The following is a 24,954-nucleotide window of genomic DNA, read 5'->3' as shown; positions in this document are numbered from 1 at the left end:
CGGCGCACGAGCCCGTGCGCCAGCGACGCACCCTCGACGCACCCCTCAGGACGTGCTGTGACCGTGCGCCCGCAAGCACCTCGACAAAGGAGTCCTTCGTGGCCAACCTGACCATCTCGAACCGCTCGGCCGCCGACACGGCCGGCGACGCGCTCGTCGTCGCGCTCGTCCCCGGTGACGGCGGTGCCACCCTGGCCCCCGGCCACGGACTCCCCCGCAAGACCGTCGCCCACCTCAAGTCCGTCGTCACCGACCTCGAGCTCGCCGGCAAGGTCGGTGAGGTCACCACCCTCGCGGCCGTGCCCGAGGTGGCCGCCAAGCTCGTCGTGCTCGCCGGTGTGGGCCAGCTGGCCGCCGACGCGTCCGCGCTCGAGGACGTCCGCAAGGGCATCGGCGGGGCGATCCGCTCGCTGAGCCGCAAGAAGAAGGTCGCGGTCGTCGTGCCGGGCACGTCCGTCGAGGTCGTCTCCGCCGTCGCCGAGGGCGTGGCGCTCGGGGCGTACGCCGTGTCCAAGGCGGGCACGCGGAGCACCGACGCCGTCGCGGCCGTCGCGCTCGTCGGTCCGGCCGACGCCGCCTCGCGTCGTGCCGTCAAGCGGGCGGCCGCGCTCGGTGAGGCCGTCGCGTACACGCGTGACCTCGTCAACCTCCCGCCGAACCTGCTCTACCCGGAGACGTTCGTCGACTCCCTCGCCGACCGCGTCAAGGGCACGAAGGTCAAGCTCAAGTCCTACGACATGAAGGCCCTGCGTGCGGGCGGCTTCGGCGGCACCGTCGGTGTCGGCCAGGGCTCGGCCAACGAGCCGCGGATCGCCGTCCTCAGCTACACGCCCACGCGACCCAAGGCGTCCATCGCCTTCGTCGGCAAGGGCATCACCTTCGACTCTGGCGGCCTCTGCATCAAGCCGGCCAACGGCATGCTGACGATGAAGTGCGACATGGCCGGTGCGGCCGCCGTCGCCGGCGCCGTCCTCGCCATCGCCGAGCTCGGTCTGCCGATCGCCGTCACCGGCTACCTCGGACTCGCCGAGAACATGCCGAGCTCGACGGCCCAGCGCCCGAGCGACGTCGTGACGATGCGCGGCGGCACGACCGTCGAGGTGCTCAACACCGACGCCGAGGGTCGCATGGTCCTCGGTGACTGCATCGCCCTGGCCTCGGAGAGCAAGCCCGACGCCATCGTCGACATCGCCACGCTCACCGGTGCGCAGGTCGTGGCGCTCGCCAACACGGCTGCCGTCATGGGCAACGACGACGACTTCCGCACCCGCGTCCTCGACGCGGCCTCCACGGTCGGCGAGGCCATGTGGCCGATGCCGCTGCCCACCGAGCTGCGTCCCGGCCTCGACTCGATCAACGCCGACCTCGCGCACAAGGGCGGCGCCGAGGGCGGCATGCTGACGGCCGGCATCTTCCTCAGCGAGTTCGTCGGCGAGGGCATCCCGTGGAGCCACCTCGACATCGCCGGGCCCGCCTACAACGACAAGGCCCCGACGGGCTACTGGCCCAAGGGCGGCACCGGCTTCGGCGTGCGCACCCTGGTCGGCCTCGCCGAGTCCTACGTCTGACGCCCTACGTCTGACGTCGACGCGCGAGAGGCCCCGTTCCGTGACGGAACGGGGCCTCTCGGCGTCTGCGGCTGGGATCAGCCGCCGGACTTGCGACGGAACATCTGCTGGGCCTTGGCGGGGCCGTGTGCGCCGTGCACCTTGGTGCGGTCGTGGTCGTCGGAGACGTCCTTGCCGCCGTGGGCGTGCTTCTTGTCGAGCGCCGCCCGGAACTTGGCCTTCATCTCCTCGCTCGGACCTGCGGATTCGCCATCCTGCTTCGACATTCGAGAACCTCCTGTGTGCTGTGGCGCCGAATCCGGCACGGACTGAACACTTTTCACCCTGTCAGCGAACCGGGGCCCGGTCCACCCTTTTTGCCTTCTTGCCCGGCAACCGACGACGAGGTCGTATGCCGTGCCGCCGGGTCAGGCATCTCCCTGACGTCGGCGCTTGCTCCACTCGCGCATCCGGTTGGGATAGCCCGTCTTGTTGACGTCGTAGACCGGGACGCCGAGCTTCTGGCTCATCTCGAAGCCGTCCTTGGGCGACGGCACGGCGCGACGCGTCCACTCGCCGTCCCAGGCGATGAGCACGATCGTCGTCGGGGTGACGCTCGTGGCGGGTTCGACGTAGGCCTCGACCCCGAGGCGCGACTCGACGAACGCGCGCAGGTGCTGCTCGACCGCCTTCCGGTCGATCTCCATCTGCGGCCCGTCGGACCGGCCGGGAAAGGGATTGCCCTTGCGGCTGCCGCGTCGTGAGAACCAGCCCATGGCGGCACTGTACGGGGTCGACCCGTGCCCACCACCACAGCGCGCCGGGAGGCGTGACCTGCCTGTGACGTCTCATCCGATCAATGACAAGATGCTGTTGCACGCCCACCCCTACGCCCACCCACGCGTACGCCAGAACGTCCGCGGACTCCTGCTGCACGACGGCGGGAGCAGGCGATTCATCCGAAGGAGCACATGCACATGCCGGCTGGTGCCGCAGGCGACTACGACGTCGTCATTCTCGGTGGAGGGTCCGGCGGCTACGCCTGTGCCCTGCGGTCGGCAGAGCTGGGGCTCTCCGTGGCGCTCGTGGAGAAGGGGCGTCTGGGCGGCACGTGCCTGCACCAGGGCTGCATCCCGACCAAGGCGCTGCTCCACGCGGCCGAGGTCGCCGACGTCGCCCGCGAGGGTGCGTCGTTCGGGGTGAAGACGACCTTCGAGTCGGTCGACATGTCGGGCGTCAACGCCTACAAGGACGGCGTCGTCAGCCGTCTCTACAAGGGCCTGCAGGGTCTCGTGAAGGCCGCGAAGATCGACTACGTCGAGGGCGCGGGCGTCCTCGACGGGCCGCACACCGTCGTCGTCGGCGACCGTCGCATCACCGGCCGAAACGTCGTGCTCGCCACGGGCAGCTACGCGAAGTCGCTCCCGGGGCTCGAGATCGGCGGCCGCATCATGACGAGCGAGCAGGCCCTCTCGATCGACCACGTGCCGGCCCGGGTCGTCGTGCTCGGTGGCGGGGTCATCGGCGTCGAGTTCGCCTCCGTCTTCAAGAGCTTCGGCTCGGAGGTGACGATCGTCGAGGCGCTGCCGCGGCTCGTCGCCGCCGAGGACGAGGCGATCAGCAAGCAGCTCGAGCGCTCCTTCCGCAAGCGCAAGATCGTCTTCCGGACCGGTGTCCGCTTCGCGGGTGCCACGCAGGAGGGTGACGTCGTCACCGTCTCGCTCGAGTCGGGCGAGACCATCGAGGCCGACCTGCTGCTCGTGGCCGTGGGCCGCGGGCCGGTGACCGAGGGTCTCGGCTTCGAGGCTGCCGGTGTCACGGTCGACCGCGGCTTCGTGCCCACCGACGAGCGCCTGCGCACCGGCGTCGACGGCGTCTACGCCGTGGGCGACATCGTGCCCGGGCTCCAGCTCGCGCACCGCGGCTTCGCCCAGGGCATCTTCGTCGCCGAGGAGATCGCTGGCCTCGCACCCGCGCCCATCGACGAGACGGGCATCCCCCGCGTCACGTACTGCGACCCCGAGATCGCGAGCGTCGGCCTCACCGAGGCCCAGGCTCGCGAGAAGCACGGCGACGTCGCGACGTACGAGTACAACCTCGGCGGCAACGGCAAGTCCCAGATCCTCGGCACCCAGGGCTTCGTCAAGCTCGTGCGCCAGGTCGACGGGCCCGTCGTCGGCGTCCACATGATCGGGGCCCGGATGGGTGAGCAGATCGGCGAGGCACAGCTCATCGTCAACTGGGAGGCGCACCCGGAGGACGTCGCCGGTCTCATCCACGCGCACCCCACACAGAACGAGGCGCTCGGCGAGGCACACTTGGCCTTGGCGGGTAAGCCCCTGCACGCACACGCTTGAGCCAGAAACTGGGAAGAGGAGAAAACACGTCATGTCAGAACGCGTGACCATGCCGGCCCTGGGTGAGTCAGTCACCGAGGGGACCGTCACCCGCTGGCTGAAGAACGTCGGTGACCGCGTCGAGGTCGACGAGCCGCTGCTCGAGGTCTCGACCGACAAGGTCGACACCGAGATCCCCTCCCCCGTGGCGGGCACCCTCCAGGAGATCCTCGCCCAGGAGGACGACACCGTCCCCGTCGGCGCCGACCTCGCCGTCATCGGCGACGACGACGCTCCCGCCTCCGGTGGCGATGCCCCGGCCGCCGAGCCCGAGCCGGAGCCCGAGAAGGAGCCCGAGAAGGAGCCCGAGGCCGCCCCGGCACCCGAGGCCCCGAGCACCGAGCAGGAGCCGCAGGCCGCGACGAGCGAGCCCGAGGCCGAGCAGGCCGAGGCGCCGCAGGCTGCTGCCTCCTCGGCATCCGGCGGTGGCGAGGGCCAGACCGTGACCATGCCCGCGCTCGGCGAGTCGGTCACCGAGGGCACCGTCACCCGCTGGCTCAAGTCGGAGGGAGACGAGGTCGCCGTCGACGAGCCGCTCCTCGAGGTCTCCACCGACAAGGTCGACACCGAGATCCCCTCTCCTGTCGCCGGCACCCTGACCAAGATCCTCGTCCAGGAGGACGACACCGTCCCCGTCGGCGCCGACCTCGCCGTCATCGGCGGTGGCGCGCCCGCCGCGGCCGCCGAGCCCGAGAAGGCCGCCGAGCCCGAGAAGACACCCGAGCCCGCGAAGGCGCCGGAGCCCGAGCCCGAGCCCCAGAAGGCACCCGAGCCCGCCGCCGAGGCGCCGAAGGCTCCGGCGCAGGAGCAGCCGGAGGAGGCGACGCAGGAGGCTGCCGGAAAGCCGGCCGACGCCGAGCGCGCCCCCGCCCAGCAGTCCCCCGAGGCCGCCGCCCCGGCGGAGGCGCCGTCGCGCGACGACGCCGCCGCCTACGTCACGCCCCTGGTCCGCAAGCTCGCGAACCAGCACGGTGTCGACCTCGGCTCGATCACCGGCACGGGCGTCGGCGGTCGCATCCGCAAGCAGGACGTCCTCGACGCCGCCGAGGCAGCCAAGGCACCGGCCGAGCCGGCACCCGCCGCGCAGCCCGCCGCCGCTCCGGCAGCCGCGGCCGCACCCAGCGCCTCCCCCACGGCTGCGGCGGTCTCGCCGAAGCGTGGCACCCGCGAGAAGATGACCCGACTGCGCAGGGTCATCGCGACCCGCATGGTCGAGTCGCTGCAGGTCTCCGCGCAGCTGACCACCGTCGTCGAGGTCGACCTCACGAAGGTCGCCCGCCTGCGCGCCCGGGTCAAGAGCGACTTCGAGGCCCGTGAGGGCACGAAGCTCAGCTTCCTGCCGTTCCTCGCCCTCGCTGCGACCGAGGCGCTCAAGGCGCACCCGATGGTCAACGCGAGCATCGAGGGCGACGAGGTCGTCTACCACGGCAGCGAGAACCTCTCGATCGCCGTCGACACGGAGAAGGGCCTCATCGTCCCGGTCGTCAGGAACGCCGGTGACCTCAACATCGCCGGTCTCGCCCGGGCCATCGCCGACGTCGCCGCGCGCACGCGCAGCAACAAGATCACGCCCGACGACCTGGCCGGTGGCACCTTCACGATCACCAACACCGGCAGCCGCGGCGCGCTCTTCGACACGCCGATCATCAACCAGCCGCAGGTGGCCATCCTCGGCACCGGCGCGATCGTCAAGCGGCCCGTCGTCGTCACCGACGCCGACGGCGGCGAGACCATCGCGATCCGCTCGATGATGTACCTCGCCCTGTCCTACGACCACCGCATCGTCGACGGAGCCGACGCAGCACGGTTCCTCGGCACGATGAAGGCCAGGCTCGAAGAGGGCCAGTTCGAGGCCTGAGGTCCCCTGCATGAGGAGCACCCCATGACGAAGCGCGTCGCCGTCACCGGCTCGTCCGGCCTGATCGGCGGCGCGCTTCGTCGTGCGCTCGCCGAGCGCGGGGACGACGTCGTGCGTCTCGTGCGCCATGCCCCGTCCGCGCCGGACGAGGTCGAGTGGGACCCGAGCCGTGGCCGTCTCGAGGAGGGGGCGCTCGACGGGGTCGACGCGGTCGTCAACCTCGCCGGTGTCGGCATCGGCGACCGCCGGTGGAACGCCGAGCACAAGCGTGAGGTCGAGCGGTCGCGCACCGACGCGACCGGTACGGTCGCGCAGGCCCTCGTCGCCCACCGCGACCGCACCGGCGAGACCATCCGTCTCGTCAACGCGTCGGCCGTCGGCTACTACGGCGACCGGGGTGAGGAGCACCTCCCCGAGACGAGCACGCCGGGTCAGGACTTCCTCTCCGGCGTCGTCGTCCGCTGGGAGGCCGCGACCGGGCCCGCCGTCGAGGCGGGCCTGCCCGTCGCGCTGGCCCGCACCGGGCTCGTCATGGCCCACGAGGGCGGCGCCTTCGAGCAGGTCGTGCTGCTCGGCCGTCTCGGCCTCGGCGGCCCGATGGCCTCGGGGCGCGAGTGGTGGCCGTGGATCACCCTCGTCGACGAGGTGCGCGCGATCCTGCACCTCGTCGACCACCCGGAGCTCACCGGCCCGTTCAACCTCGTCGCTCCGGGGTCTGCCCGGCAGCGCGAGATCGCCTCGGCCATCGGATCGGCGCTGTCACGCCCGGCCTTCGTCCCCGCGCCCCACTTCGCCCTGCGCGCCGTCATCGGCGAGTTCGCCGACTACGTCGTCGCGAGCCAGCGCGTCGAGCCCGAGGCCCTGCTCGCCTCCGGGTTCTCGTTCGAGCACCCCGACCTGGAGAGCGCCGTCAGGTGGCTGGTGAAGCGCTGATCGCGCTGATCCGCCAACCTTGCGCTCCACGCGTCAGCCGGAAGTCGAGCTGACGACCGACGTCCGCCGGTCGACCGAGCCGCGCACCGCCCGCGGTGACGACGACGTATGCCGTCCAGTCGACCCTGGCGCGGACGACCGCCTCCGTGGGTGACCCCGTCACGTAGAGCGCCTCGGCGACCTCGAGCCGCAGCCCCTCCCACCGCGTGCGGGCCTCGACGAGCCCGGAGACCAGGTCCCGGTCGCTCGACAGGCTCGGCGAGCCGGGCGCGTGGACTCCCGCCAAGGCGCTCGCGTCGCGATCGACGAGCGCGGCCGTACGCCGGTCGCTGAGGGCCTGCAGCAGGTCCTCCGGCCTCGTCGAGGCGCCGGCGGGGTCACGCAGCACCCGGTCGGCGGTGCCCACGGCCGACCCGGACGAGGGCGTCGGGACCGCCGGTGTCGGCGGCTTCGGCGGCTTCGGCCCCATCGGCGGCTTCGGCCCCATCGACGGCATCGAGGACGCGGTCGGCGGCGAGGCTGACGGGACTCGGGCCGGGCGTGCTGTCGCCGCCCCAGCGGCACCGGGTGTCGTGGACCCCGGTCTCGCGTCCGTCGTGGCCACCGCTGCCAGCGGCGCCGTCGCTCCCGGAGCGCGGGCCGCCCACGCCCACCCGGCGGCCACGAGCAGCGGCAGCGCGACGAGCACGGACGTGACGAGTCGCCGCGGCCAGCGACGGCGGTCGGGCTGCACGAGCGATGGCTCGCGACCGGCCTCGGCACGGAGCCGGTGGGTCAGAGCCGAGGCCTGGTCTGCTCCGACCACCACCTCGACGGGCTCGGCCGGAGCGGCGTCGTAGACGAGCCGTGCGAGCTCGGCCGCACCCGGGCGGCGGTCCGGGTCGGGGTCGATGGCCGCCGCGACGACGGCCGCGAGCTCGGGCCCGACGTGGCTCACGACGGTCTCCTCGTCGAGCCGCACCACCGTGTCCGGCGCACCGTTGCCCGTGAGGCAGAACCACGCGACGGCGCCGAGGGCGTAGACGTCGGAGGCCTCGTCCGGGGCGCCGCCGAGGAGCACCTCGGGGGCGACGAAGCCGGCCGTGCCGTGGACGGCTCCGGGCTGGTGGCCGGCCACGCGAACGGCTCCGAGGTCGAGCAGCACCGGTCGCCCGTCGGAGGTCAGCATGACGTTGGACGGCGAGATGTCGGCGTGCAGGCCTCCTGCCGCGTGCAGGTGGGCGACGGCCTCGCACACGGGCGTCAGGACCGTGACCACCTCGCCCGGCCGGAGGTGGCCGCGGCTGCGCACCATCCCGGCGAGCTGGGCCCCCGCGACGAGGTCGAAGACGAGCGCCTCGCGGCCGTCGGCCAGCGGCACGACCGACCGCAGCGGCACGAGGTGGTCGTGCTGCACGGCCAGCAGCACCTGTTGCTCGGCGAGCGACTGCTGCCGGTCGAGCTCGTCGCGGACGAGGTGCGGCACCTTGACGGCCACCCGGCGTCCCGTCGCGTCGACGCCGGACCACACGACCGCCGACGATCCCACGCCGATGACGGAGTCCACGCGGTGCCCCGCGACGTCGGGACGCTCCGGTGGCTGCTCTCGCTCGTTCTCGGTCACCCGGCCATGCAAGCAGCGCCGCAGCCGTCCGCGGGCGCGTCGTCCACAGGGTCGCGAGAGGACCGCGCGCGACGACGTACCGGGCCACCCGGCATACGACCACCGGTCGGTGCCCGGCTCCCGTCAGGGAGTCTGGCCCGGCGTCACGACGTCGACGACCCGTCGGTCGCGGGCGCTGATCCGTGCGGCGTCGACGACCGCCAGCACGTGCACGGCGTCGCGCGGGTCGACCGGCATCTTCGCCTGCGGGTCCGACGACGCCAGTGCCACCGCCAGCGCGCGGTAGAAGTCCGCCTGGTCGGCGTCGGTCACGACCGGTCCTCGCTCGCGCTCGTCACCGCGCACGATCCAGCCGATCGCGTCCCCGTCGTTCTCGAACTCGGTGAACGCGCTGACGTCGTCGACCTGCCGGCCGATGACGAAGGAGCCCGCCGAGCCGTTGACGCGGGCGCGGGGTCCGGGTGCGCCGTTGACCGAGCTCGACATGACGTGGCTGACGACGCCGGACGTGTGCCGGCACGCGAGGAAGGTGTCGTCCTCCGCGACCGTCGTGCGGGAGTCGACCTCGGCATAGACCGACTCGACCTCGCCGTGCAGGAGCACCGCCTGGTCGACCAGGTGGGTCTGCAGGTCGAGCAGCAGACCGCCGCCCTCCTCGGCGGTGACCTGCTCGCGCCAGCGCTGCTTGGGCACGGGACGCCAACGGTCCCAACGGTATTCGGCCCGCCAGATCTCGCCGACGAGCTCGTCGTCGCGGACGATGCGCAGCGCCGCAAGCTCGGGGTCGAAGCGCCGGTTGTTGAAGACCGTGAGCGGCACGCCGTGGTGGGCGGCCAGGTCGACGACGTCGAGGGCACGGCTCGCGTCGACGGCGAGCGGCTTGTCGACGACGAGCGGGATGCCCGCCTCGATGACGCGCTCGGCCTGCTCGGCGTGCACGCCGCTCGGCGACGCGAGGACGACGAGGTCGAGACCCTCGACGCCGAGCAGGGCCTCGAGGTCGGGGACGACCTCGGCCCCCGGGAGGTCGGCCCGCACCTCGTCGGCGCGGGTCGCGTTCGACGTCGACACGGCTGCCACCGTGAGGCCGGCCCGCCCGATGAGCGGGGCGTGGATGCCCCGGCCCGCCGAGCCGTAGCCGACGAGTCCGACACGCGGCGGGGTGGACGGGGACGCGTCGGTGGCAGGCATTCCGGCATCGTATGCCGCCCGGCGTAGGGTGGCCGCATGCGCTTCGTCCACCTCGGTCTCGACCCCGACTTCGTCGACTACGAGCAGGCGTGGCAGGTCCAGCGCGACACGCACGCGAAGGTCGTGGCGGGTGAGGAGCCCGACACCGTCTACCTCCTCGAGCACCGCGCGGTCTACACCGCGGGCAAGCGCACCGAGCCCCAGGAGCGACCCAGCGACGGCACTCCCGTCATCGACGTCGACCGCGGCGGCAAGATCACCTGGCACGGTCCGGGACAGATCACCGGCTACCCGGTCGTCCGGCTCCCGGCGCCCATCGACGTCGTCGGCTACGTCCGCCACATCGAGGAGATGATGATCCGCGTCTGCGCCGACTTCGGCGTCGAGGCCGGACGCGTCGAGGGCGAGAGCGGCACGTGGATCGCCGCCGACGACCGCGGCCCGCGTCGCAAGATCGGCGCCATCGGCATCCGCGTCAGCCGTCAGGTCGCGATGCACGGCTTCGCGCTCAACTGCAACCCCGACCTGTCGTGGGGCGAGGTCATCATCCCGTGCGGCATCGTCGGGGCCGGTGTCACCTCGCTGTCCTACGAGCTCGGGCGCGACGTGCCCGTGACCGAGGTGCTCCCCCACGTCGAGAAGCACCTCGCCGACATCCTGCCGACGCTCCAGCCGAACCGCCGCGCCCTCGCCTGACCTCCCGCCCCCGGGTCCCGTATGCCGTGTCGTGACCGGCGGGTCCCCGCGCGGTCCGTTCGGGCCACCCCTAGGGTGTCGACCACCAACCGGTCGAACCAGGGGGATCGATGGACGTCGCCGTCCGCACCGTCAACCTACGCAAGACGTACCTGAGCCGAGGGTCGAGACGCGTCGCCGTCACCGGCCTGTCCATGGCCGTGCCGCTCGGCGGCGTCCACGGCTTCCTCGGCCCGAACGGCTCGGGCAAGACGACGACGATCCGGATGCTGCTCGGCCTCGTGCGCGCCGACTCCGGCACGGCCGAGGTCTTCGGCGAGGCGGTGCCCAAGCGGCTGCCGCACGTCATCGACCGGGTCGGGGCCATCGTCGAGTCGCCGAAGTTCTTCCCCGCCTTCACCGCCCGCCAGAACCTCGCCCTGCTCGCGGGCGCGATCGGCAGCCCGCGACAGCGCGTCGACGAGGTGCTCGAGGCCACGCACCTCGGCGACCGCGGGCGCGACCGCTACGCCGGCTTCTCGCTGGGCATGAAGCAGCGCCTGGCCATCGCGGCGACGCTCCTCAAGGACCCCGACCTGCTCATCTTCGACGAGCCCACCAACGGGCTCGACCCCGCCGGCATCCGCGAGGTGCGCGACACGATGAGGTCGCTGGGCGAGCAGGGCAAGACGGTGCTCGTCAGCTCGCACATCCTCGCCGAGGTCGAGCAGGTCGCCGACACGGTGTCGATCATCGGCCACGGGTCGCTGCTCGCCGAGGGGCGCGTCAGCGACATCCTCGGCGGCGCGGGTGCCGCCGGCACCGCCCAGGTGCGGGTGGGCGTCGCCTCGCCCGACCGGGCCGCCGAGGTGCTGGCCGCCGACGGCTTCACCCTGACCCGCGACGACGCCTACCTCGTCGTCGGCACCGACGACCCCTCGGCCGTCACCCGCTCCCTCGCCGGGCACGGTCTCTACGTCGCCGAGCTCGTCCCGGTGCGTCCGGACCTCGAGTCGGCCTTCCTCGCGCTCACCGCCGACGAGGGCCTCGGGAGCGAGGCCGACCGGGCCGCCGGCGGTCGCCGGAACGGGGGTGCGGCATGAGCAGCACCCTCGTCTCCCCCGACTCCGGGCCCCGCGCAGCCCGACAGCCGAAGGGCACGTCGTTCGTCGGCCTCGTCGGCGTCGAGCTGCGCCGACTCTGGTGGCGCCGCCTGACGAAGGTGGCTCTCGCCGCCGTCGTCGTCTTCATCGGGGCCAGCGTCTTCAACGCCTACAACGCGAGCACGCCCGAGCGCCTCGCCCAGCAGCTCGACAGCTACCGGATCATGCAGCAGGAAGCACCCCGGATGATCGAGGAGTGCCGCAAGCAGCAGGCCATCGAGCGTGACCGGAGCGGCGACCAGACGCTCGACTTCGGCTGCGACCAGCAGGGCCAGACGCCGACGCTCGAGCAGATGGGCCTCGCCCTGCCCGTCGCCGACACGGTCACCGACGGCATCGCGAGGACGATCGCCCTGCTGCTCGCCTTCGTGGCACTGCTGCTCGGCGCGAGCTTCGTCGGAGCCGAGTTCTCCACGGGCTCGATGGGCCTGTGGCTCACCTTCCAGCCACGTCGGCTGCGCGTCGCCGCCAGCAAGCTCACGGCGGCCGCCGTCGGCGGCGCCGTCGTCGCCGTCCTCGGCCTCGTCCTGACCAACCTCGGCGCGCGCATGGTCGCCGTCGTCAACCGCCCCGGGTCCGACCTCCAGCTGCCCCAGGCGCCCCCGCTCGAGGAGCCGTTGGCCCTGCTCGGGCTGCGCATCGTCGCGCTGGCCGTGGGCGCCGGTGTCGTCGGGGCGGCCCTCGGCCTGCTGCTCCGGCACACGGCGGCGATCATCGGGACCGTGCTCGGCTTCGCCGTCGTCGTCGAGGGCATCGCGATGCAGGCGTTCCTCCAGGGCCGGCTCCAGCAGTGGTCGGTCCTGAAGAACATCGAGGCGGTCGTCGAGCGGGGCACCACCTACGTCGCCGAGTCCTGCGGGCCCACGTCGTGCGACTACACCGAGCGGACCCTCACCTACACGCACGGCTGGGTCTTCCTCCTCGTCGTCGCGCTCGCGATCGTGCTGGTCGGGGTCGCGTCGTTCCGGCGCCGCGACGTCACCTGACGCCGAGGACGCCCCTCCCCGGACCCGGCCACCCGGCATACGCCCACGTCGAGGGTGGTCCGGGACCGTCGGCGGAGAGGCGTAACCTGTGCGGAGCAGCAAATCCCGACCAAGGAGCCCGTGTGTCTGTCGTTCCCGACGGCCGTCGTCTGCTGCGCGTCGAGGCGCGCAACGCCGAGACCCCCATCGAGCGCAAGCCGTCCTGGATCAGGACGACGGCCAAGATGGGGCCCGAGTACACCGCCCTGCACTCGATGGTGAAGTCCGAGGGACTGCACACGGTGTGCCAGGAGGCCGCCTGCCCCAACATCTTCGAGTGCTGGGAGGACAAGGAGGCCACCTTCCTCATCGGCGGTGACGTGTGCACCCGGCGCTGCGACTTCTGCGACATCGCGACGGGCCGCCCGACGACGCTCGACCTCGACGAGCCGCGCCGCGTGGCCGAGTCGGTCGCCCAGATGGGCCTGCGCTACTCCACCGTGACCGGTGTCGCCCGCGACGACCAGCCCGACGGCGCCGCCGGCCTCTACGCCGAGACGATCCGCCAGATCCACCTGCTCAACCCCAACACCGGCGTCGAGATCCTCCCGCCCGACTTCGGCGCCAAGCCGGAGCTCGTCGGCCAGGTCTTCGACGCCCGGCCCGAGGTCTTCGCGCACAACCTCGAGACGGTGCCGCGCATCTTCCGGCGCATCCGTCCTGCCTTCACCTACGAGAAGTCGCTGGCCGTGCTGAGCATGGCCCGTGAGGCCGAGCTCGTCACGAAGAGCAACCTCATCCTCGGCATGGGCGAGACCGACACCGAGATCGAGGAGGCCATCCGCGACCTCCACGAGGCCGGCTGCGACATCCTCACCATCACGCAGTACCTCCGGCCCTCCAAGCTGCACCACCCGATCGACCGGTGGGTCAAGCCCGAGGAGTTCGTGCACTGGTCCGAGGTCGCCGACGAGATGGGAGTCAAGGGCGTCATGGCCGGTCCGCTCGTGCGCTCGTCGTACCGCGCCGGTCGCCTGTGGGCCACCGCGATGCGCAAGTGGGGGCGCGAGATCCCCGCCCACCTCTCGCACCTGGCCGAGGCCGCCGGGTCCCCCGCCCGCCAGGAGGCGGCGTCGTTGGTGGCCCGCGCCCAGAGCGCCGTATCCTGAGCACCATGGCACGCAACAAGGACGGCGACGCGAGCAGCGCGCCCCAGGAGAAGAAGCAGGGACGGCTGTCCCAGATCCGTGACGTCTACCGGGTCTCCAAGCAGGCTGACCCGCTCATCGGCTGGTTCATGCTGCTGTCGTTCCTCGTCGTCTTCGGGGTGCTGCTCGTCATCGGCTTCCTCGTCAAGCTGCCGTGGATCTTCGGCATCTTCGGGGTGCTCTTCGGCATCCTCGCCGCGACGATCATCATGAGCCGTCGCGCCGAGCGGGCGGCATACAGCCAGATCGAGGGCCAGGCCGGCGCCGCCGGCGCCGCCCTCACCTCGATCCGCCGCGGGTGGTACACCGACCGTGAGCCCGTCGCCGCCGACGTGGCGCGGCCCGGCGACATCAACTCGGCCGCGATGGTCTACCGCGCACTGGGCCGCCCCGGTGTCGTCCTGGTCGGAGAGGGCCCCACGGCGCGCGTCCAGAAGCTGCTCGCCACCGAGAAGAAGCGCGTCGAGCGCGTCGCCCCCGGAGTCCCGGTCACGACGATGCGCGTCGGCTCGGGCGACAACGAGGTGCCCCTCCCCAAGCTCGCGAGCAAGGTCCAGCGCCTCAAGCCGCAGATCACCAAGGACGAGATGGCGCTCGTCAACAAGCGCCTCAAGGCACTCGGTGGCCTGCGCGCCCCGCTCCCGCCCGGCGTCGACCCGATGCGCGCCCGCATGGACCGGAAGGCCCTGCGCGGCAAGTGAGCCCGGCCGCCACGGCGGCACGACCCAGAGGTATGCGCAAGGGCCGGTTCCCCGGGAACCGGCCCTTGCGCATACCCCGTCCTCGCAGGCGTGCTCGCGTCAGCGGGTGCGCACGATGACGGTGTTCGGCACCTTGTCGTGCAGGCCCCGGCCGTCACGGTCCCAGACGACGGCGGGCAGGAAGAGGCAGAGCAGGACGGTGCGGACGACGGCCTGGAGCGGCAGCACGCGGTCGCCCACGAGCGAGCGCACCTGCAGACCCATGATCCGGTGACCGATCGTGAAGCCGACCGTGCCGACGAGCACGAGGTGCATGACGCCGAACACGGCGAGCACGACGAACCCCTGGGCGCCCGACGCCGGGGGCTGCGAGAACGGCAGCGGCACCCCGAAGAGGCCCCTCGCGATGAACGACGCGATGGTCCAGTCGACGAGCACACCCGCGAACCGGATGCCGAAGCCGGCCACCGAGCCGGGTCCGCGCGGTGGCAGGCCGAGGTCGCGGCCTCGGTACTGCCCCTCGGCGTTCGTACGTGCGCGCGGGCCCTCGAGCCACGAGCCGAAATCCTTGCGGTCCACCACGGGTCCAGCGTAACGAGACACGGCCCGGGCTCTTTGCCCGGGCCTGTCCATCCGTAACACCCGTGAAACATGAGGGTCATGGCAGAGAAATCGGCAGTCGATAGTGTCGACACCGACAGCACGAGGCCGTCCCTCGATCCCTGCCGCTCCGTGGAGCCCCGGACCGGGAGACGCCCTCGCCCCACATCAGGAGGTTGGATGTTCAGCTCAGCTGACGAGGTCCTCACGTTCATCAAGGACGAGGACGTCAAGTTCGTCGACATTCGGTTCTGCGATCTGCCCGGTGTCATGCAGCACTTCAACGTGCCGGCTGAGTCGGTCGACGAGGACTTCTTCACCGTTGGTCAGATGTTCGACGGGTCCTCGATCCGCGGCTTCCAGGCGATCCACGAGTCGGACATGAAGCTCGTGCCGGACCCCGCCACGGCCTTCGTCGACCCGTACCGCGCCGAGAAGACGCTGGTCATGAACTTCTCGATCCTCGACCCGTTCACGGACGAGCGCTACAGCCGCGACCCGCGCAACATCGCGAGCAAGGCCGAGGAGTACCTCAAGTCCACCGGCATCGCCGACACCGCCTACTTCGGTGCCGAGGCCGAGTTCTACATCTTCGACGACGTGCGCTTCGAGACGAAGCAGAACGCGTCGTACTACTACCTCGACTCCATCGAGGCCGCGTGGAACACCGGTCGCGTCGAGGAGGGCGGCAACAAGGGCTACAAGACCCGCTACAAGGGTGGCTACTTCCCCGTCTCCCCCGTCGACCACTTCGCCGACTTCCGCGACAAGATCTGCCTCGACCTCAAGGAGGTCGGTCTCAACGTCGAGCGCAGCCACCACGAGGTCGGCACCGCGGGCCAGATGGAGATCAACTACCGCTTCAACACGCTGCTCCACTCCGGCGACGACCTCATGAAGTTCAAGTACGTCGTCAAGAACTCCGCGTGGAAGCAGGGCCACACGGCGACGTTCATGCCGAAGCCGCTCTTCGGTGACAACGGCTCGGGCATGCACACGCACCAGTCGCTCTGGAAGGACGGCGAGCCACTCTTCTACGACGAGCGCGGCTACGGCGGTCTGTCCGACCTCGCGCGCTGGTACATCGGCGGCCTGCTCAAGCACGCCCCGTCGCTGCTCGCCTTCACGAACCCGACGGTGAACTCCTACCACCGCCTGGTCCCCGGCTACGAGGCCCCGGTCAACCTCGTCTACTCCGCCCGCAACCGCTCGGCCTGCGTCCGCATCCCGATCACGGGCACGTCGCCGAAGGCCAAGCGCATCGAGTTCCGCGTTCCCGACCCGTCGGCGAACCCGTACCTCTGCTTCGCCGCCCAGCTCATGGCCGGTCTCGACGGCATCAAGAACCGCATCGAGCCGCCGGAGCCGGTCGACAAGGACCTCTACGAGCTGCCGCCCGAGGAGCACGCCGCGATCCAGCAGGTGCCCGGCTCGCTCCCCGAGGTGCTCGATGCGCTCGAGGCCGACCACGACTACCTCCTCGAGGGCGACGTGTTCACGCAGGACCTCATCGAGGCCTGGATCGAGTACAAGCGCAAGAACGAGGTGGACCCGATCCGCTTCCGTCCGCACCCGCACGAGTTCGAGATGTACTTCGACATCTGAGCCGACTCGGCAGCACCGGCCGGTCCCCTGGTGGGACGGCCACACTCGGAACGCGGGTCCCTACGGGGGCCCGCGTTTCGCGCTGTACGCCGCCCAGTCGGGCAGGGATACCCCTATGGGGTATGCTGGACTCCCGAAACCCGAGGAGTAGACATCGTGCGCAACAGACACCGCATCCCCGTCCTCACCGCCGTCGGCATCACGGCCACCCTCGCGCTCGGCGCCTGTGGTGGGCACGACACCGGGGCGCCCGCAGGCATGGACCACGGCTCGGTGGCCACCCACGCCGGGTCGCCGTCGGCGACCTCAGGGGCGTCGACGACCGGGTCGGCCCAGGCTCCGGGTGACGTGATGTTCGCCCAGATGATGATTCCCCACCACGAGCAGGCCGTCGAGATGGCAGACCTCGCGCTGGAGAAGGCGGGGACCTCGAGCGCCGTCAGGGACCTCGCCCGCCAGATCCGCGCCGCGCAGGCACCGGAGATCGCGACGATGACGGGCTGGCTCCAGCAGTGGGGAGCCCCCACGAGCGCCTCCGGTCACATGGACCACGGCGTGGACGGGATGATGACCGATGCCGACATGACGACGCTCGCCGACGCCGAGGGCGAGGCGTTCGACCGGCTGTGGCTCACGATGATGATCGCCCACCACGAGGGAGCCGTCACGATGAGCAGGACGGTGCTCTCGACGACCGCGGACCCCGACGTGCGAGCGCTCGCCCAGGCCGTCGTCGCCGGCCAGCAGCGGGAGATCGCCACGATGCGTGCGCTGACGTCCTGACCGACGGGCGCGACCCTGGACAGGGGTGTCCGGTCGCGCGGGCCTCTCGGGTACGACCTCCACATGACGGACGACTCCCCCGACCTCGAGCGGTTCGTGCGCGCCCAGGACGCGGGCGGCACCTACGCCGCCGCGCTCTCGGAGCTGCGGGGCGGCGCCAAGCGCAGTCACTGGATGTGGTTCGTCCTTCCCCAGGTCAGCGGGCTGGGCAGGAGCGAGACCGCCAGGGCGTATGCCGTGTCGGGCCTTCGCGAGGCCCGCGCCTACCTGCGCCACCCGGTCCTCGGACCCCGACTGCGCGAGTGCGCGGACGCGCTCGACGCCCTCGACACCGATGACCCGGTGCGCGTGCTCGGTCCCGTCGACGCGACCAAGCTGCGCTCGTCGATGACGCTCTTCGAGCTCGCCGCACGGGACGCGGAGGAGGCCGAGCCGTTCGCCCGCGTGCTCGAGCACTTCTTCGAGGGCCGCCGCGACGACGCGACGACCGGGATCCTCGGCTCGTGACCGACGACGCCGTCGAGGCCGGCCTCGCCGAGCAGCGGACCGACCGGCGGACCGAGCAGCGGACCGACCGGCGGACCGACCGGCGGACCGACCGTGAGCCATCCGGTCGGACCATGGGAGGCGCAGCGGACGGCGAGCCCGACCCGCGGCGCTGGAAGGCCCTGTGGGTGTGCCTCGTGGCCGGGTTCATGACGCTCCTCGACGTCAGCATCGTCAACGTGGCCCTCCCCTCGATCCAGACCGGGGTGGAGGCCACCCCGAGCGACCTGCAGTGGGTCGTGTCCGGCTACGCGCTCGCCTTCGGCCTGACCCTCGTGCCGGCGGGACGCCTGGGCGACGCGCTCGGCCGCCGCACCGTGTTCGTCGTCGGCGTCGTCCTCTTCGGGCTCGCGAGCCTGGCCTGCGGGATCGCGCCGAACGCCACCCTGCTCATCGTCGCCCGGCTGGTCCAGGGGGCGGCCGGCGGGATCCTCAACCCGCAGGTCTCGGGTCTGATCCAGCAGCTCTTCCGCGGCGCCGAGCGTGGCCGGGCGTTCGGCCTGCTCGGCGCGATCATCGGCATCTCCACGGCCGTGGGACCCGTCGTCGGCGGGGTCATCCTCGACGGCCTGGGCGAGCAGCGCGGCTGGCGGTGGATCTTCTTCGTCAACCTGCCGGTCGCCGTGGTCGCGGTCGTCCTCGCGATGCGCTGGCTGCCCGACCCTCCGCCGCGCGACCCGAACCGGCACGTCGACGCCGACCCCCTCGGCGTGGTGCTGCTCGGCGCCGGCGTGCTCGGCATCCTGCTGCCCGTCGTCGAGACCGGGCGTGGCGGCGCGGGTGTGCCGGGGTGGGTCGCCGTCATCGGCGGGGTCCTCCTCGTGGTCTTCCTCTGGTGGGAGCGCACCTACACGAGGCGCGGCCGGAGCCCACTCGTCGACCTGGCTCTCTTCCGCGTGCCCGGCTATGCCTCGGGCGCTGCAGTCGGCAGCATCTACTTCGGCGGCTTCACCGGCATCTTCTTCGTGCTGACGATCTTCTTCCAGCAGCAGCTCGGCTACTCGCCGCTGCTCGCCGGCCTGGCGGTCACTCCCTTCGCCGCCGGGTCGGCCGTGACCTCCGCGATCGGTGGGCGACTCGTCAGTCGCTTCGAGAGGTCGCTCGTGACCGGCGGGCTGGGCGTGGTGCTCGTCGGCATCGTGGCGGTGGACGTCGTGCTCGGCACGGTCCACGACGCCTCGCTCGGTTGGTGGCTCGCCGGCCCCCTGCTCGTCGCCGGTCTCGGCAGCGGGCTGGTCATCTCGCCCAACATCACCCTCACCGTCGCCCAGGTCCCCGGTCGAGCGAGCCGGCACCGCGGGCGGGCTCCTCCAGACCGGCCAACGCATCGGCACCGCAGCCGGGATCGCCCTCGTCGGAGCCGTCTTCTACTCGACGGCCGCCTCGGGTGGTGGTCTCGACGCGTCGACGGCCCTGCGCGTCACCGCGGGCCTCGTCGCGGTCGCCCTGCTCGCCAGCTCCCTCGACCTGCGCGGGCGCAGGCGGCGCGAACGGGCAGCGTCCACCCTCGGACGCTGATCCGGGATCCCGGCCGGGCCCTTCCCGGCCTCACCACCGGCGTCCCGGACGAGCGCGGCATACCTCATCCTGAGCGACGGGTCACGCGCTCTGTTCGGCGTGTCCGGAGGTCGATGTCCTCGTTGACTGGGCAGTAGCCGGACAAATGGGTTAAATTGCCACACCCGCGTTCGCAGGTTCTCTGACGGCCTCTCTCCACGCGCACGGGATCACCACACCATGCCCCTCGCGCCCTGCCACCCTGCCTCGGCCTGGGTGGATCCCACCGATCCCCGTCTCGGAGAACCCATGAAGCACCCCACCCTTCCCCGACGCCTGCGCGGTCTCGGCCTGCTGCTGTCAGCGGTCGCCTCGCTCGCCATCGTGTCCGCCGTGGCCGCACCGGCCACCGCCGGCGGGGGCGCCGCCGTGCCCCCGACCCCGACCGGCCTCCCGGTCGCGATCGAGGGCCTGTCGCCCTACGTCCCGCCAACCGGCTGCGACCTGCGCACCCGGACCGGCTCGGCGAAGCTCGCCACGCTGATCCAGGCGACGTACGGCAACACGTACGGCCTCTCGCGCACCTGCACGTCGGCGACGACGCCGTCGTCGGAGCACTTCGACGGGCGTGCCATCGACACGTTCTTCAACGTGCGCAACGCCACCGAGCGCGCCGAGGCCAGCGCCCTGCTGACCTGGCTGCTGGCGTACGACAAGGCGGGCAACCGCTACGCCAACGCGCGGCGACTCGGCGTCATGTACATCATCTGGAACGACAAGATGTGGAGCTCCTACCGCCCCTCGGAGGGATGGCGCCCGTACAGCAACTGCGCCGACACGCCCTCATCGGCGTACGACACGGCCTGTCACCGCAACCACGTCCACCTCAGCCTCTCGTGGGAGGGCGCGAACGGGCGTACCTCGTTCTGGACCAAGGCGGTCGCGCCGGTCGACTGGGGCCCCTGCCGACCCGCGGACCTCAACTGGTCCGAGGGCCAGGCGGCCCCCAACCCGCGACGCTGCCCGAGCTACGCCGTCGTCAAGGCTCCGTCCGGCGCGAGCGCACTGCTCAAGCAGCTCGTCCCCCGCTCGGGCATGGTCCTGCGTCCGGGCATGTCCGGGCCCGCGGTGACGACGCTGCAGCAGGCCATCGGGGTGTCCCCGGCGACCGGCACCTTCGCCTCGGTCACGACGAGCCGCCTCAAGACGTGGCAGACCAAGCACGGTCTCGGCGCCACGGGCATCACCTACCCGTCGACCTGGCGGGCTCTGCTCGCCGCCAACGGCATGCACTGACGAAGCGCTGCCCCCCGAGGGGACCGCGCCGGACACCATCCGGCACCGGACGTCCTTCCGCGTCGCTCAGGCGGCGCGGGAGGACGGCGTCGCGTAGGCGGAGTCCACGGCCGAACGGACCCGGCTGTGCGGCCACGTCGCGGCGATGAGGGTGATGAGGCCCAGGCACACCGCCGCACAGATGGTGACGGCGAGGTAGGCGCTCGAGTGCTGAGCCACCCAGCCGGCGGCGAGGTAGGAGAGGCCGGCCGCGGCGATCGAGACGGACCCCGCCAGGCTGAAGATGCGACCCCGCAGGGCCGGCTCCGTGACGAGGGCGAACGTCGCCTGCAACGGCACCATGAACGCCTGCATCATGCCGGACACGAAGAAGAGCAGGGCGACGAGCCAGATCGGCGGCTGGAGAGCAGTCAGCAGCAGCGGCAGCGGCATGAGGAGCGCGAGCGGCACGATCGACCGGTTCTGCTGGTGCACGTCGCGGCGGCCGATGAGGACGATGCCGACGACGGCCCCCACGATCGGGGAGGCCATGAGCACACCGCCCCAGCCGTTCTGCCCGGCGATCGGCAGGGCCAGCGCCTCGGGCGCGACGATACCGAGGCACGCGACGGCGCTCAGGGTCACGAGTCGCGCGAGGACCGGGTGACGCGCGAGGTCGCCCGCGGCGGTCGTGAGGTCGCGGGCGAAGCCGCGCAGGCCACGACCCCGCTCGCCCGAGACGGGCTTGAGCTCGACGACGAAGAGCGTCACGAGTGCCGCGACGACGAACGTCAGCAGGTCGAAGAGCAGCCCCGTCTCGGGACCGACGAGGACGATGAGCCCACCGCCGACGGCCAGGCCGATCGCCTGGTTGAACTGCTCGGACATCGCCCCGAGTCCCACGGCCCGGGCGTAGAGGTGGCGATCCTCGAAGAGGTCCGTGACGAGCACCATGTAGGAGGCCGTCGACGCCCCGCCGATGAGCTCGAGCCCGAAGAGCACGAGGAACATCAACCAGAAGCTCGCCCCCTGCAGGACGAGCCACATCAGACCCAGGACGCACGCGGCCCGCAACAGGTGCGACCAGATGAGGACCCACTTGTAGGGGAACCGGTCGACGATGGGACCGATGAGGCTACGACCGAAGAAGGTGGGCACGAGGCTGACCGCGAGCGTCGTGGCCGTCGCGAGCGGCGAGGACGTGCGCTCGTAGACGACGGCCGCGATCGTGACGCGCGCGATGTAGTCGCCCCACATCGAGAGGGCGTTGGCCAGGAACACCGGCAGGTACCGCGGGACCCGGAGGACGGCGGCGTACGTCGGCGCGCTGTCGCCCTGCCCCTGGCTCGGATTCACGTGACGACGCTACCCCGAGGTGGGGTGTCGTAAAAGTTGAAATCAGTGGCGTGCCGGGAGCGTCGGGCCACCCGGCGCCACAGCTCGGCGAGGGCTGCTCCCTCGCCCGCCGGCCGACCCATGATCCGGCCGATCCCGTCGAGGTCTCGCAGGTCCGACGGGACGCTGTCGATGGCCCTCCCCCGCCACAGCACACCGGCGTTGCGCATGAGCGCGCCGAGACGCCAGGCCTCGCGCAGCGCCACGACGTCGTCGGTCGCGACCAGGCCCTCGGACTCGAGCGCCGCGAGCCCGGCCATCGTGCCGGTGACCCGGAGGGCCGGGTGCGCGTGGGCGTGCTCGAGCTGGTGCAGCTGGACGACCCACTCGACGTCGGTCAGGCCGCCGCGGCCCAGCTTGATGTGGGTGCGCGGGTCGGCGCCCCGCGGCAGGCGTTCGCTCTCGACCCTCGCCTTGAGGGTGCGGATGTCACGCACCTGGCTGTCGTCGAGGCCGCCCTCGGGCCACCGCAACGGGTCGATGAGCTCGAGGAAGGCCTCGGCCAGCGACGACGGCCCCGCGATCGGGGTGGCGCGCAGGAGCGCCTGGAACTCCCACGTGAGGGCCCATCGCTCGTAGTACGTGCGGAACGAGTCGACGCTGCGCACGAGCGGGCCGCCCTTGCCCTCGGGACGCAGGTCGGCGTCGAGCCCGAGCGCCGGGTCGGGACCCGAGCCGGAGAGGAGCTTGCGCAGCTCCTGCACCACGAGGGTCGCGCGGGCCTGGACGTCCTTCTCCGACGAGCCGGGGTGCGGCTGGTGGACGAACATGACGTCGGCGTCGCTGGCGTAGCCGAGCTCCCGGCCACCGAGACTGCCCATGGCGACGACGAGGATGTCACCGCCGACGGGCTCACCCTCGCGCCGCTCCACCTCACGGGTGGCCGCCTCGAGGGCGACCTGGATCGTCGAGCCGGTGAGGTCGGTCAGGGCCGCCCCGACACCGGGCAGGTCGATGACCCCGACGAGGTCCCCCATGACGATGCGGAGCAGCTCGTGGCGCCGGATCGCGCGGACCGCGGCCACGGCGTCCGCGGCCGAGTCGCGACGACCGGCCGCCGACTGCATCGTCGCCGTGATCGCCTCGCGCGTGCGCGGCGTCAGACCGTTGTCGTCGCCGAGGATCGAGACGCTCTCGGGCGAGCGGACGAGCAGGTCCGCGGCGTACCGGCTGCGCGCGAGGCAGTGCGCGAGACGGTCGGCAGCACGTCCCTCGTCGCGGAGCATCTTGAGGTACCAGTGGGTCGAGCCGAGCTCGTCGGAGACGCGACGGAAGGACAGGAGCCCGGCGTCGGGGTCGGCCTCGTCGGCGAACCAGCCGAGCATGACCGGCAGCAGCGTGCGCTGGATGGCGGCGCGACGGCTGACACCCGTCGTCAGGGCCTCGATGTGGCGCAGGGCGCCGGCCGGATCGCGGAAGCCGAGGGCGAGGAGCCGCTGTCGGGCTGCCTCGGGACTGAGTCGTGCCTCGGTCGGGCTGAGCTTCGCGGCGGCGGCGAGCAGCGGGCGGTAGAAGAGCCGCTCGTGGAGCCGGCGCACCTCCCGGGCCGACGCCTGGCGGTCGGCCACGACGGCCCGCTCCGGGTGCGTGCGGTGGCCCATCGCCCGACCCAGCCGGCGCAGGTCCGCCTCCGTCACCGGCATGAGGTGCGTGCGGCGCAGCCGGTGCAGCTGGATGCGGTGCTCGAGGCAGCGCAGGTGGCGGTAGGCCCGGTCGAGGATGGCGGCGTCGTCACGGCCCACGTAGCCGCCGCGGGCCAGCGCCGCGAGGGCCTCGAGCGTCGTCGCGGACCGCAGGCTCGGATCGGTGCGCCCGTGCACGAGCTGGAGCAGCTGCACGCTGAACTCGACGTCGCGCAGGCCCCCCGGACCGAGCTTGAGCTGGCGCGCTGCCTCGTTGGCGGGCACGTGCTGCTCGACGCGGCGCCGCATCGCCTGGACGTCCTCGACGAACTTGTCCCGTCCGGCCGCCTCCCACACCATCGGCGAGATCTCCGCCTTGTAGCGCAGCCCGATCTCCTTGTCGCCCGCCGACACCCACGCCTTGAGCAGCGCCTGGAACTCCCACGTCTTGGCCCAGCGCTCGTAGTAGGCCTTGTGGCTGCTGATGGTGCGCACGAGCGGGCCCTGCTTGCCCTCGGGGCGCAGCGCGGCGTCGACCGGCCACAGGCTGCCCTCGGGCGTGGGCGTCGAGCACGCCCGCATGACGGCCGTGGCGAGGGCCGTGCCGACCCGCAGCGCGAGGTCCTCGTCGGCGCCGTCGGCCGGCTCCGCGACGAAGATGACGTCGACGTCGCTCACGTAGTTGAGCTCGCCACCGCCCGTCTTGCCCATCCCGATGACGGCGAGACGGCATACCTCGTGGCCGTCGCCGTACTCCTCCCTCGCGATGGCGAGGGCGGCCTCCAGGGCGGCCTCCGCCAGCTCGGCGAGGGCCTCGCCGACGGCGGGCATCTCGGCGAGCGGGTCGGCGGCCGTGACGTCGAGCGCGGCGATCCGCAGCAGCCCGCGGCGGTAGGCGATGCGCAGGGCGTCGAGCGGCGTGCGGTCCGCGCGCTCGTCGGTCACGGCGTGCACGAGGTCGCTGCGCACCTGCTCGCCGGTGCGGCGCTCGGCACGCGCGGCGTCGACCCAGTGCTCCGGGTGTCGCACCAGCTCGTCGACGAGTGCCGTCGAGGCCCCGAGCACGCCGAGGACGCGGTCGCGCCCGACACCGGGCGTGGCGAGCTCGGCCGCGAAGGCGGAGATGCCCCACCCGGGCGGGTCACCGAGTGCGGCGAGGGACTCCGCGACCCGGACCAGCCCGAGCAGGCACTGGTCGGGGTCGGCGGTGTCGCCCATGACGGCGGCGAGGGGGTCGAGCTGGCCGTCCTCGAAGGCGGCCCGGATCGGCAGCAGCGCGCGGTCGTCGATGAGCCCGACGCCTCGGTCGGGGTCGGCGAAACCGAGCCGGGCCAGGGCTCCCTCGGTCGTGCTGGTGCGTGATGACATCGGTGTCGAATCGCTCGGTGGTC

General features: G+C 72.1%; 21 protein-coding genes. 14 read left to right on the top strand and 7 right to left on the bottom strand.

Annotation, left to right across the window (positions count from 1 at the left end; genetic code table 11):
* The first annotated feature begins 98 nt into the window (after positions 1-98).
* Complete coding sequence (locus ACSQ2D_RS09570) at positions 99-1,568, top strand: leucyl aminopeptidase (RefSeq protein ID WP_435985722.1); 1,470 nt, start codon at positions 99-101, stop codon at positions 1,566-1,568.
* A gap of 77 nt (positions 1,569-1,645) precedes the next feature.
* On the opposite strand, the gene ACSQ2D_RS09565 is transcribed toward ACSQ2D_RS09570, so the two are convergent.
* Complete coding sequence (locus tag ACSQ2D_RS09565; RefSeq protein WP_435985721.1) at positions 1,646-1,834, bottom strand: DUF5302 domain-containing protein; 189 nt, start codon at positions 1,832-1,834, stop codon at positions 1,646-1,648.
* Positions 1,835-1,975: 141 nt separating this feature from the next.
* A complete protein-coding gene (locus ACSQ2D_RS09560; protein ID WP_028785791.1) occupies positions 1,976-2,323 on the bottom strand; it encodes a hypothetical protein in 348 nt (115 codons plus the stop codon).
* A gap of 201 nt (positions 2,324-2,524) precedes the next feature.
* Here ACSQ2D_RS09560 and lpdA point away from each other — a divergent pair, with 201 nt between their 5' ends.
* The 3 genes from lpdA to ACSQ2D_RS09545 are packed head-to-tail and all read left to right on the top strand — an operon-like array spanning position 2,525 to position 6,734.
* The gene (gene lpdA / locus ACSQ2D_RS09555) at positions 2,525-3,904 is read left to right on the top strand and encodes a dihydrolipoyl dehydrogenase (protein WP_435985720.1); all 1,380 of its coding nucleotides are present in this window, start codon (positions 2,525-2,527) and stop codon (positions 3,902-3,904) included.
* A 31-nt stretch (positions 3,905-3,935) separates the two neighbouring features.
* Positions 3,936-5,801, top strand: coding sequence for a 2-oxoglutarate dehydrogenase, E2 component, dihydrolipoamide succinyltransferase (gene sucB / locus ACSQ2D_RS09550; protein ID WP_435985719.1), 1,866 nt, complete (start codon positions 3,936-3,938; stop codon positions 5,799-5,801).
* A 24-nt stretch (positions 5,802-5,825) separates the two neighbouring features.
* Complete coding sequence (locus ACSQ2D_RS09545) at positions 5,826-6,734, top strand: TIGR01777 family oxidoreductase (protein WP_435985718.1); 909 nt, start codon at positions 5,826-5,828, stop codon at positions 6,732-6,734.
* Here ACSQ2D_RS09545 and ACSQ2D_RS09540 read toward each other — a convergent pair.
* Complete coding sequence (locus tag ACSQ2D_RS09540) at positions 6,712-8,337, bottom strand: serine/threonine-protein kinase (RefSeq protein WP_435985717.1); 1,626 nt, start codon at positions 8,335-8,337, stop codon at positions 6,712-6,714. The two genes, ACSQ2D_RS09545 and ACSQ2D_RS09540, sit on opposite strands and share 23 nt — an antisense overlap.
* A 123-nt stretch (positions 8,338-8,460) precedes the next feature.
* The gene (locus ACSQ2D_RS09535) at positions 8,461-9,528 is read right to left on the bottom strand and encodes a Gfo/Idh/MocA family protein (protein WP_435985716.1); all 1,068 of its coding nucleotides are present in this window, start codon (positions 9,526-9,528) and stop codon (positions 8,461-8,463) included.
* A gap of 36 nt (positions 9,529-9,564) precedes the next feature.
* On the opposite strand from ACSQ2D_RS09535, the gene lipB reads away from it, so the two are divergent.
* The 5 genes from lipB (at position 9,565) to ACSQ2D_RS09510 (ending at position 14,240) form a co-directional block, all read left to right on the top strand.
* The gene (gene lipB / locus ACSQ2D_RS09530) at positions 9,565-10,224 is read left to right on the top strand and encodes a lipoyl(octanoyl) transferase LipB (RefSeq protein WP_435985715.1); all 660 of its coding nucleotides are present in this window, start codon (positions 9,565-9,567) and stop codon (positions 10,222-10,224) included.
* A gap of 110 nt (positions 10,225-10,334) precedes the next feature.
* Positions 10,335-11,306, top strand: coding sequence for an ABC transporter ATP-binding protein (locus tag ACSQ2D_RS09525; protein WP_435985714.1), 972 nt, complete (start codon positions 10,335-10,337; stop codon positions 11,304-11,306).
* On the top strand, positions 11,303-12,352 hold the full coding sequence (locus ACSQ2D_RS09520; RefSeq protein ID WP_435985713.1) for a hypothetical protein: 1,050 nt from the start codon (positions 11,303-11,305) through the stop codon (positions 12,350-12,352). Before ACSQ2D_RS09525 ends, ACSQ2D_RS09520 begins: the two co-directional genes overlap by 4 nt.
* Before the next feature lie 122 nt (positions 12,353-12,474).
* Positions 12,475-13,500, top strand: coding sequence for a lipoyl synthase (gene lipA / locus ACSQ2D_RS09515; RefSeq protein WP_435985712.1), 1,026 nt, complete (start codon positions 12,475-12,477; stop codon positions 13,498-13,500).
* A gap of 5 nt (positions 13,501-13,505) precedes the next feature.
* Positions 13,506-14,240: a DUF4191 domain-containing protein gene (locus tag ACSQ2D_RS09510; RefSeq protein WP_435985711.1), complete on the top strand. Its 735-nt coding sequence runs from the start codon at positions 13,506-13,508 to the stop codon at positions 14,238-14,240.
* Between the two features lie 99 nt (positions 14,241-14,339).
* On the opposite strand, the gene ACSQ2D_RS09505 is transcribed toward ACSQ2D_RS09510, so the two are convergent.
* Complete coding sequence (locus ACSQ2D_RS09505) at positions 14,340-14,819, bottom strand: RDD family protein (protein WP_435985710.1); 480 nt, start codon at positions 14,817-14,819, stop codon at positions 14,340-14,342.
* A 201-nt stretch (positions 14,820-15,020) separates the two neighbouring features.
* Here ACSQ2D_RS09505 and glnA point away from each other — a divergent pair, with 201 nt between their 5' ends.
* From glnA to ACSQ2D_RS09480, 5 genes are all read left to right on the top strand, one after another.
* Positions 15,021-16,445 carry a type I glutamate--ammonia ligase gene (glnA, locus tag ACSQ2D_RS09500; protein WP_435985709.1) on the top strand — a complete coding sequence of 475 codons (1,425 nt, stop codon included), beginning with the start codon at positions 15,021-15,023 and terminating at the stop codon, positions 16,443-16,445.
* A 156-nt stretch (positions 16,446-16,601) separates the two neighbouring features.
* Positions 16,602-17,228, top strand: coding sequence for a DUF305 domain-containing protein (locus ACSQ2D_RS09495; protein ID WP_435985708.1), 627 nt, complete (start codon positions 16,602-16,604; stop codon positions 17,226-17,228).
* Between the two features lie 63 nt (positions 17,229-17,291).
* A complete protein-coding gene (locus tag ACSQ2D_RS09490; protein WP_435985707.1) occupies positions 17,292-17,735 on the top strand; it encodes a DUF1810 domain-containing protein in 444 nt (147 codons plus the stop codon).
* A complete protein-coding gene (locus ACSQ2D_RS09485; protein WP_435985706.1) occupies positions 17,732-19,429 on the top strand; it encodes an MFS transporter in 1,698 nt (565 codons plus the stop codon). The genes ACSQ2D_RS09490 and ACSQ2D_RS09485 overlap by 4 nt, the downstream gene beginning before the upstream one ends.
* 151 nt (positions 19,430-19,580) lie before the next feature.
* Entirely contained in the window at positions 19,581-20,567 is a 987-nt protein-coding gene (locus ACSQ2D_RS09480; protein WP_435985705.1) for a peptidoglycan-binding domain-containing protein, read from the top strand.
* Between the two features lie 66 nt (positions 20,568-20,633).
* Here the strand turns inward: ACSQ2D_RS09480 and ACSQ2D_RS09475 are convergent, their stop codons facing one another.
* Together ACSQ2D_RS09475 and ACSQ2D_RS09470 are read right to left on the bottom strand one after the other, a co-directional pair.
* A complete protein-coding gene (locus tag ACSQ2D_RS09475) occupies positions 20,634-21,902 on the bottom strand; it encodes an MFS transporter (RefSeq protein WP_435985704.1) in 1,269 nt (422 codons plus the stop codon).
* Positions 21,899-24,931 carry a bifunctional [glutamine synthetase] adenylyltransferase/[glutamine synthetase]-adenylyl-L-tyrosine phosphorylase gene (locus ACSQ2D_RS09470; protein ID WP_435985703.1) on the bottom strand — a complete coding sequence of 1,011 codons (3,033 nt, stop codon included), beginning with the start codon at positions 24,929-24,931 and terminating at the stop codon, positions 21,899-21,901. Before ACSQ2D_RS09470 ends, ACSQ2D_RS09475 begins: the two co-directional genes overlap by 4 nt.
* Positions 24,932-24,954: the final 23 nt, after the last annotated feature.

The sequence above is a fragment of the Terrabacter sp. LjRoot27 genome (assembly GCF_964254175.1).
Taxonomy (GTDB): Bacteria; Actinomycetota; Actinomycetes; order Actinomycetales; family Dermatophilaceae; genus Terrabacter.
The sequence above is the reverse complement of the archived record's forward strand: the minus strand, read 5'-3'. Positions and strand labels throughout refer to the sequence as shown.

Coding starts and splice junctions, on each gene's coding strand:
- lipB (WP_435985715.1), top strand. CDS start 9,565: ATGCGCTTCGTCCACCTCGGTCTCGACCCCGACTTCGTCGACTACGAG.
- ACSQ2D_RS09560 (WP_028785791.1), bottom strand. CDS start 2,323: ATGGGCTGGTTCTCACGACGCGGCAGCCGCAAGGGCAATCCCTTTCCC.
- ACSQ2D_RS09480 (WP_435985705.1), top strand. CDS start 19,581: ATGAAGCACCCCACCCTTCCCCGACGCCTGCGCGGTCTCGGCCTGCTG.
- glnA (WP_435985709.1), top strand. CDS start 15,021: ATGTTCAGCTCAGCTGACGAGGTCCTCACGTTCATCAAGGACGAGGAC.
- ACSQ2D_RS09545 (WP_435985718.1), top strand. CDS start 5,826: ATGACGAAGCGCGTCGCCGTCACCGGCTCGTCCGGCCTGATCGGCGGC.
- lpdA (WP_435985720.1), top strand. CDS start 2,525: ATGCCGGCTGGTGCCGCAGGCGACTACGACGTCGTCATTCTCGGTGGA.
- ACSQ2D_RS09470 (WP_435985703.1), bottom strand. CDS start 24,931: ATGTCATCACGCACCAGCACGACCGAGGGAGCCCTGGCCCGGCTCGGT.
- ACSQ2D_RS09520 (WP_435985713.1), top strand. CDS start 11,303: ATGAGCAGCACCCTCGTCTCCCCCGACTCCGGGCCCCGCGCAGCCCGA.
- ACSQ2D_RS09510 (WP_435985711.1), top strand. CDS start 13,506: ATGGCACGCAACAAGGACGGCGACGCGAGCAGCGCGCCCCAGGAGAAG.
- ACSQ2D_RS09535 (WP_435985716.1), bottom strand. CDS start 9,528: ATGCCTGCCACCGACGCGTCCCCGTCCACCCCGCCGCGTGTCGGACTC.
- ACSQ2D_RS09525 (WP_435985714.1), top strand. CDS start 10,335: ATGGACGTCGCCGTCCGCACCGTCAACCTACGCAAGACGTACCTGAGC.
- ACSQ2D_RS09565 (WP_435985721.1), bottom strand. CDS start 1,834: ATGTCGAAGCAGGATGGCGAATCCGCAGGTCCGAGCGAGGAGATGAAG.
- ACSQ2D_RS09490 (WP_435985707.1), top strand. CDS start 17,292: ATGACGGACGACTCCCCCGACCTCGAGCGGTTCGTGCGCGCCCAGGAC.
- sucB (WP_435985719.1), top strand. CDS start 3,936: ATGTCAGAACGCGTGACCATGCCGGCCCTGGGTGAGTCAGTCACCGAG.